This window comes from Streptococcus sp. CL8.13 (genome assembly GCF_049737895.1).
Map to the genome: position 1 here is coordinate 1 of NZ_JBKOTT010000042.1, position 7,250 is coordinate 7,250.

The 7,250-nt window shown below is 44.6% G+C and carries 7 protein-coding genes and 1 pseudogene; 6 read left to right on the top strand and 2 right to left on the bottom strand.

Annotated features, from left to right (window positions below):
- From ACLNCN_RS02365 to mnmG, 5 genes and pseudogenes are all read left to right on the top strand, one after another.
- Positions 1-455: pseudogene (locus ACLNCN_RS02365) on the top strand (argininosuccinate lyase); the annotation flags it as partial.
- Between the two features lie 148 nt (positions 456-603).
- A complete protein-coding gene (mnmA, locus tag ACLNCN_RS02370; protein WP_001282954.1) occupies positions 604-1,725 on the top strand; it encodes a tRNA 2-thiouridine(34) synthase MnmA in 1,122 nt (373 codons plus the stop codon).
- 140 nt (positions 1,726-1,865) lie between these two features.
- Entirely contained in the window at positions 1,866-2,321 is a 456-nt protein-coding gene (locus tag ACLNCN_RS02375; RefSeq protein ID WP_261050660.1) for an NUDIX hydrolase, read from the top strand.
- Between the two features lie 8 nt (positions 2,322-2,329).
- Complete coding sequence (locus ACLNCN_RS02380; protein WP_049543155.1) at positions 2,330-2,761, top strand: NUDIX hydrolase; 432 nt, start codon at positions 2,330-2,332, stop codon at positions 2,759-2,761.
- The gene (mnmG, locus tag ACLNCN_RS02385; RefSeq protein WP_261103379.1) at positions 2,751-4,664 is read left to right on the top strand and encodes a tRNA uridine-5-carboxymethylaminomethyl(34) synthesis enzyme MnmG; all 1,914 of its coding nucleotides are present in this window, start codon (positions 2,751-2,753) and stop codon (positions 4,662-4,664) included. Before ACLNCN_RS02380 ends, mnmG begins: the two co-directional genes overlap by 11 nt.
- Positions 4,665-4,805: 141 nt before the next feature.
- Here mnmG and rnjA read toward each other — a convergent pair whose 3' ends face one another.
- Together rnjA and ACLNCN_RS02395 are read right to left on the bottom strand one after the other, a co-directional pair.
- Complete coding sequence (gene rnjA, locus ACLNCN_RS02390; RefSeq protein WP_084926303.1) at positions 4,806-6,485, bottom strand: ribonuclease J1; 1,680 nt, start codon at positions 6,483-6,485, stop codon at positions 4,806-4,808.
- Position 6,486: 1 nt separating this feature from the next.
- Complete coding sequence (locus ACLNCN_RS02395; RefSeq protein WP_000639571.1) at positions 6,487-6,720, bottom strand: DNA-dependent RNA polymerase subunit epsilon; 234 nt, start codon at positions 6,718-6,720, stop codon at positions 6,487-6,489.
- A gap of 277 nt (positions 6,721-6,997) precedes the next feature.
- Here ACLNCN_RS02395 and ACLNCN_RS02400 point away from each other — a divergent pair, with 277 nt between their 5' ends.
- Positions 6,998-7,213 carry a hypothetical protein gene (locus tag ACLNCN_RS02400; protein ID WP_049500723.1) on the top strand — a complete coding sequence of 72 codons (216 nt, stop codon included), beginning with the start codon at positions 6,998-7,000 and terminating at the stop codon, positions 7,211-7,213.
- Positions 7,214-7,250: the final 37 nt, after the last annotated feature.

The following is a 7,250-nucleotide window of genomic DNA, read 5'->3' on the forward strand; positions in this document are numbered from 1 at the left end:
TGAAGTCCTTGCCCTTAGCTTATAATAAGGATTTGCAAGAGGATAAGGAAGGAATGTTTGATACGGTCGAAACGATTTTAAATTCCCTCGATGTATTGGCAGGTATGTTATCTAGCTTGCAGGTAAACAAGGAAAAAATGCAAGAGTCTACAGAGAAGGACTTTTCAAATGCGACTGAGTTGGCAGATTATTTGGCAGGGAAAGGCTTGCCATTTAGAGAAGCTCATGAGGTTGTGGGAAGATTAGTGCTAGACTCTATCAAGTCTGCTAAAAATATTCAAGATTGGACTTTGGAGGAATTACAAACCTATCATTCCCTCATTGCAGAGGATATTTATGTCTACTTGCAACCTAAAACTGCTGTTCAAAGACGAAATTCCTTGGGAGGTACAGGATTTGACCAAGTGAGATACCAGATTGCAGTTGCTAAGAAAGCGAATGAAGCTAGAAAGTGATAGATTGATAAGAGGTTGGTCGATTGACAGCCTCTTTCTTGTCTTCTCCAACCAAGCGTGTTATAATGAATACTGCTCAAGCGACCTTCAATCGTTGAAGCACACACGACCTTCAATCGTGAATAAACGAATAGATGGGAGACTTACCATGAGTGATAACTCTAAAACACGTGTTGTCGTGGGGATGAGTGGTGGTGTTGATTCGTCGGTGACGGCTCTTTTGCTCAAGGAGCAGGGCTACGATGTGATCGGTATCTTCATGAAGAACTGGGACGACACAGATGAAAACGGCGTCTGTACGGCGACCGAAGATTACAAGGATGTGGCTGCGGTGGCAGACCAGATTGGCATTCCCTACTACTCTGTCAATTTTGAAAAAGAGTACTGGGACCGCGTTTTTGAGTATTTCCTAGCGGAATACCGTGCAGGACGCACGCCAAATCCAGATGTTATGTGCAACAAGGAAATCAAGTTTAAGGCCTTTTTGGACTATGCCATGACCTTGGGGGCAGACTATGTAGCGACTGGGCACTATGCCCGAGTGGCGCGTGATGAGGACGGGACAGTTCACATGCTTCGTGGCGTGGACAATGGCAAGGACCAGACCTATTTCCTCAGCCAACTTTCGCAAGAACAACTTCAAAAAACCATGTTCCCACTGGGGCATTTGGAAAAGCCTGAAGTTCGCAGACTAGCAGAAGAAGCAGGTCTTGCGACTGCTAAGAAGAAAGACTCGACAGGGATTTGTTTTATCGGAGAAAAGAACTTTAAAAACTTTCTCAGCAACTACCTGCCAGCTCAGCCAGGTCGCATGATGACTGTAGATGGTCGCGATATGGGCGAGCATGCAGGCCTTATGTATTATACAATTGGTCAGCGTGGCGGCCTCGGTATCGGTGGGCAACACGGCGGTGACAATGCACCTTGGTTCGTTGTCGGAAAAGACCTGAGCAAGAATATCCTCTATGTCGGCCAAGGTTTCTACCATGATTCGCTCATGTCAACCAGTCTAGAAGCCAGTCAGGTTCACTTTACTCGTGAGATGCCAGAGGAATTTACGCTAGAATGCACAGCAAAATTCCGCTACCGTCAGCCTGATTCTAAGGTGACAGTACATGTCAAAGGAGATAAGGCAGAGGTTATCTTTGCAGAACCGCAACGCGCGATTACACCAGGACAGGCAGTTGTCTTTTACGACGGGGAAGAGTGTCTAGGTGGTGGTTTGATTGACAATGCTTACCGCGATGGACAAGTTTGTCAGTACATTTAGATTGACAAATTTTCTCAATTTGCTACAATAATAAAAGCAATAGAAATGATGGTCAAAGCTCATGGATGTTGCAGGCTTTTTTGTCCTGCACTTCTTTGGAGTTTTGACTGTTTTTGTGTCGTTTAGAGGAAAGGACAAGAATGATTCAACAAGACTTTCGGACAAAAACAGGAAATACAGTTTTTGGAGTTCGGGCGACAGCCTTGATTGTCCAAAATCGCAAGCTCCTAGTCACCAAAGATAAGGGCAAGTATTACACTATTGGCGGTGCGATTCAAGTCAATGAAAGAACGGAGGACGCGGTAGTTCGTGAAGTGAGGGAAGAACTGGGTGTCAAAGTTCAAGCTGGGCAACTAGCTTTTGTTGTTGAAAATCGTTTTGAAGAAGATGGTGTCTATTGGCACAACATCGAGTTTCATTATCTGGTGGACTTGCTTGAGGATGCCCCATTGACCATGCAGGAAGATGAGAAAAGGCAGCCTTGTGAGTGGATTGATTTGGATCAGCTTAAGGGTATCAATCTAGTTCCAGCCTTTTTGAAAACAGCCCTGCCAGATTGGGACGGCCAACTAAGACACATCCATCTTGAGGAATAGGAGAGAAAATAATGGTTAAGCTTATTGCCCATGTACTTGTTCATAGTGGTGATGATTATTTGCTCATTCAGCGTTCGGAAATTAAAAGAGGACAACCCAATGTTTATCCAACTTACTGGGATATTCCTGGTGGCGGGGTTGAAAAGGGTGAAATTCCGCGAGATGGAGCTCTTAGAGAATGTATTGAAGAAGCGGGAGTTAGGCTAGATAGCAGTTTGCTCAAACTTCTTCACGAAGATAGTCAACTGGATACCTCTAAGGATACTGTCTTTACTCGCTTAGTTTATAAAGCAGAGTGGGTTGGGGAGAAGCCAATTATCAGATTAGATCCTGAAGAGCATACGCACTTTAAATGGGTTACTATGGCTCAAGCTCTAGAGGAGGAGAAGTTAGTTCCTTATTTACGAGAAATTTTTGAAAGGTTAAGAAATGACATATAATTTTACTGAAGAATACGATATTATTGTAATCGGTGCGGGACACGCTGGGGTCGAGGCTTCCTTAGCTGCTAGCCGTATGGGCTGTAAGGTCTTGCTTGCGACTATCAACATTGAAATGCTGGCTTTCATGCCTTGTAACCCTTCGATCGGTGGTTCTGCCAAGGGGATTGTCGTGCGTGAAGTTGATGCCCTAGGTGGCGAGATGGCCAAAACCATTGACAAGACTTACATCCAGATGAAGATGCTCAACACAGGTAAGGGGCCAGCTGTCCGTGCCCTTCGTGCGCAAGCTGACAAAGAGCTTTACTCTAAGGAAATGCGCAAGACAGTTGAAAATCAAGAAAATCTGACCCTTCGTCAAACCATGATTGATAAGATTTTGGTGGAAGATGGCAAGGTTGTCGGTGTGCGTACAGCAACCCATCAAGAGTATGCTGCTAAGGCTGTTATCGTGACCACAGGGACTGCCCTCCGTGGGGAAATTATCATCGGAGACCTCAAGTACTCATCAGGTCCTAACCACAGCTTGGCTTCTATTAACCTTGCTGACAATCTCAAGGAATTGGGCCTCGAAATTGGTCGTTTCAAGACAGGAACCCCTCCACGTGTCAAGGCTTCTTCTATCAACTACGATGTGACCGAGATTCAGCCAGGGGACGAAGCACCTAATCACTTCTCATATACCTCACGTGATGAGGATTATGTCAAGGACCAAGTACCGTGCTGGTTGACCTATACCAATGGTACCAGCCATGAGATTATCCAAAACAACCTCCACCGTGCGCCTATGTTTACAGGTGTGGTTAAGGGAGTGGGACCTCGTTACTGTCCGTCGATTGAAGACAAGATTGTGCGCTTTGCGGACAAGGAACGCCACCAACTCTTCCTAGAGCCAGAAGGGCGCAATACTGAGGAAGTCTATGTTCAAGGACTTTCAACCAGTCTGCCTGAGGATGTCCAGCGTGACTTGGTTCATTCCATCAAAGGTTTGGAAAATGCAGAGATGATGCGGACAGGTTATGCCATTGAGTATGATATGGTCTTGCCTCATCAGTTGCGTGCGACTCTGGAAACCAAGAAAATCTCCGGACTTTTCACTGCTGGTCAGACAAATGGAACATCAGGTTATGAAGAAGCTGCTGGCCAAGGGATTATCGCGGGTATCAATGCGGCTTTGAAAGTCCAAGGCAAGCCTGAATTGATTTTGAAGCGCAGTGACGGTTATATCGGGGTCATGATTGATGACTTGGTGACCAAGGGAACCATTGAACCCTACCGTCTATTGACCAGTCGTGCTGAATACCGTCTCATTCTCCGTCATGACAATGCCGATATGCGTTTGACAGAGATGGGCCGTGAGATTGGTCTTGTGGATGATGAACGCTGGGCTCGCTTTGAAATCAAGAAAAATCAATTTGAAAATGAGATGAAACGCCTAGACAGCATCAAACTCAAGCCAGTCAAGGAAACCAATGCCAAGGTTGAGGAGATGGGCTTTAAACCGTTGACAGATGCAGTGACAGCCAAGGAATTCCTTCGCCGTCCAGAAGTTTCTTACCAAGATGTGGTAGCCTTCATCGGACCAGCTGCTGAGGACTTGGATGACAAGATTATCGAATTGATTGAAACAGAAATCAAGTACGAAGGCTATATTTCCAAAGCTATGGACCAGGTTGCCAAGATGAAACGCATGGAAGAAAAACGTATTCCAGCCAATATCGACTGGGATGACATTGATTCTATCGCGACAGAAGCTCGTCAGAAGTTCAAACTCATCAATCCAGAAACCATCGGCCAAGCCAGCCGTATTTCGGGAGTAAACCCAGCAGATATTTCTATTTTGATGGTGTATTTGGAAGGTAAAAATCGTAGTATTTCTAAAACTCTTCAAAAATCAAAATAATACGTCGTCGGCTTCGGCTCACCTAACTCAAGTTATGCTTTCGCCTAGCCTTCTAGTCTGATTTCGATTTTTATTGAGTTTTAATCTCAAAAGAAAGCATAGAGAAAAACAGCTCCGAAAAATCGGGGCTGTTTTCTTGCTTTATTCTTCGTCTGGTGTGAGGATCATCGGGATGATGATCGGTTCACGTTCTGTATTTTCATAGAGGAAGGGGCGAATAGCGTTGACAATGGCACCATTGACAGATTGAACGCTAGCATCCTTATTTTTCAGTGCGATACGAATGGCATTGAAGAGGATACGCTGGCTTTGGCGAATCAAGTCGCCAGACTCTCTCATGTAGACAAAGCCTCGGCTGAGGATGTCTGGACCAGACAGAATCATCTGCGATTTGAAGTCAACAGTTGCGACTGCCAGAACGACACCGTCTTCAGATAGATCACGACGATCTTTGAGGACAGCAGCACCTATTTCACCGATACGATTTCCATCGACATAGATATCTTGGGCGTTGAAATGACCTGCGATACGAGCTGAGTCAGCAGTAAGGGCAAGCACATCACCATTGCTCATGATAAAGATATTGTCCTTCTCAACACCAGTATCCACTGCTAGTCCAGCGTGGACTTTTTGCATGCGGTATTCACCGTGAACAGGCATGAAGTATTTTGGCTTAATCAAGCGGAGCATAAGTTTTTGCTCTTGCTGGCCACCGTGTCCAGATGTATGGATATTGTTAACCTTACCGTGGATAACTTCGACACCAGCTTCTGAAATGATGTTAATCAGCTTGTTGACGCTAGTAGTATTTCCAGGGATTGGACTTGAAGAGAAGATAACGGTATCACCTGGTTGGAGTTGTACCTGACGGTGGGTTCCGTTGGCGATACGAGAGAGGGCTGCCATCGGCTCACCTTGACTACCTGTACAGAGGATAAGAATCTCGCCTGCAGGGTAGTCTTTGATTTCATTTGGCTCGATAAAGGTTCCCTTAGGAGCTTTGATGTAGCCAAGATCGATTCCGTTGACAATGGCCTTTTCCATCGAACGACCAAAGACAGCGATCTTGCGCCCAGTCTTAACAGCAGCTTCTGTTGCTTGCTGGAGACGGAAGATATTTGAGGCAAAGGATGCAAAGATGATACGTCCTTCAATGCCTTGGATAATCTTCATGATGGACTGGCCAACGACTTTTTCAGAGTTGGTAAAGGTTGGTACTTCCGCATTTGTTGAGTCAGATAGAAGACAGAGAACACCTTCTTCGCCCAGCGCAGCCATACGGTGCAAATCTGCTGGTTCACCAACTGGTGTTAAGTCAAACTTGAAGTCACCCGTACAGACAATTTTCCCTTGAGGAGTATGAATGACAATTCCCAAAGGCTCTGGAATAGAGTGTGTAGTTCTAAAGAAAGTTGCCTTGAGATTTTTAAAGGTCAACTCAGTGTTGTGGTTGATTTCGTAAAGTTTGGCGTTGCGCAAGAGACCGTGTTCTTCGAGTTTCCCACGGATCAAAGCCAAGGCAAGCGGTCCAGCGTAGATAGGGACATTTGCTTGCTTGAGCAGGAATGGAATCCCACCGATGTGGTCCTCGTGTCCGTGTGTGATTAAGACAGCCTTGACGCGGTCGATATTGTCCACGATGTATGAGTAGTCAGGAATGACATAGTCGATACCCAGCAAGTCATCTTCTGGGAATTTAATCCCAGCATCGACGATAACAATCTCGTCTTGGTATTCAATCCCGTAAGTGTTTTTCCCGATTTCTCCCAGACCACCGATGGCAAAAACGCCGACTTCTTCAGGTTTAAGAGTGTAGGCCATATTAGAACTCCGTAATTTCGAAGGCGCCAGTTTCTTTTTCGTAATCTAGCAATTTGTCAGACAAGAGTTCGATATACTCGATATTGTACTCTGGGCGATTTTCTTCGACAAGTTGGCGAGCAGCGATACGGCCCTCAAGTTCTGAGTTAGCATCGATGTCTAGGTATAGTGCGCGTGTTGTTTCACGGCGTGGGCTACGTTCTTTTGTTTCTTGATAAAAAACTTTGTAAATCATATAGTTCCTTTCTATTTACAGGTCAGCTTATTCCAAACTTTTAGCAGAGAATTGCTTGATTTCATTCCATTTTTGTCTAGATTGACCTTGATTCGTTACAATTATTTCAATTATACCACAAAATGAAAAATTAGTAAAAGACGGAAACGAGAAAGTCATAGGGTTACTCGTTGGTAAGCGTTTGCAAAAATAAAGAAAATATGTTATTTTGATAATGGAAGTGGAATTTATCATTTGTCACAATTCCCTATAGTTTTTAAGTCAAGGAGGTTGCCCTATGTATAATTTATTTGCTTTTGCTATCGGAGCTCGCTTAGTAGCTTTTATTGTTTTTGTTGCTTGCGTTTATGGAGGGAATCTTCTATTTGCCAAACTGGAACAACGACAAACCAAGTTCTTGTGGAAAATTACCTTTGTGACTCTCTACTCGCTTTTTCTCCTCCTCGTAACCTATGTAGTTTGGTTTATATTTTACTTTGGATTAAATGCTTAGATGCCCTGCTCTGATGGGGTATTTTTGTTTGGGGGCA

Excerpts from the sequence above, each read along its gene's own strand:
- mnmA (WP_001282954.1), top strand. The coding sequence starts at position 604 with ATGAGTGATAACTCTAAAACACGTGTTGTCGTGGGGATGAGTGGTGGT.
- rnjA (WP_084926303.1), bottom strand. The coding sequence starts at position 6,485 with ATGGCCTACACTCTTAAACCTGAAGAAGTCGGCGTTTTTGCCATCGGT.
- ACLNCN_RS02395 (WP_000639571.1), bottom strand. The coding sequence starts at position 6,720 with ATGATTTACAAAGTTTTTTATCAAGAAACAAAAGAACGTAGCCCACGC.
- ACLNCN_RS02375 (WP_261050660.1), top strand. The coding sequence starts at position 1,866 with ATGATTCAACAAGACTTTCGGACAAAAACAGGAAATACAGTTTTTGGA.
- ACLNCN_RS02400 (WP_049500723.1), top strand. The coding sequence starts at position 6,998 with ATGTATAATTTATTTGCTTTTGCTATCGGAGCTCGCTTAGTAGCTTTT.
- mnmG (WP_261103379.1), top strand. The coding sequence starts at position 2,751 with ATGACATATAATTTTACTGAAGAATACGATATTATTGTAATCGGTGCG.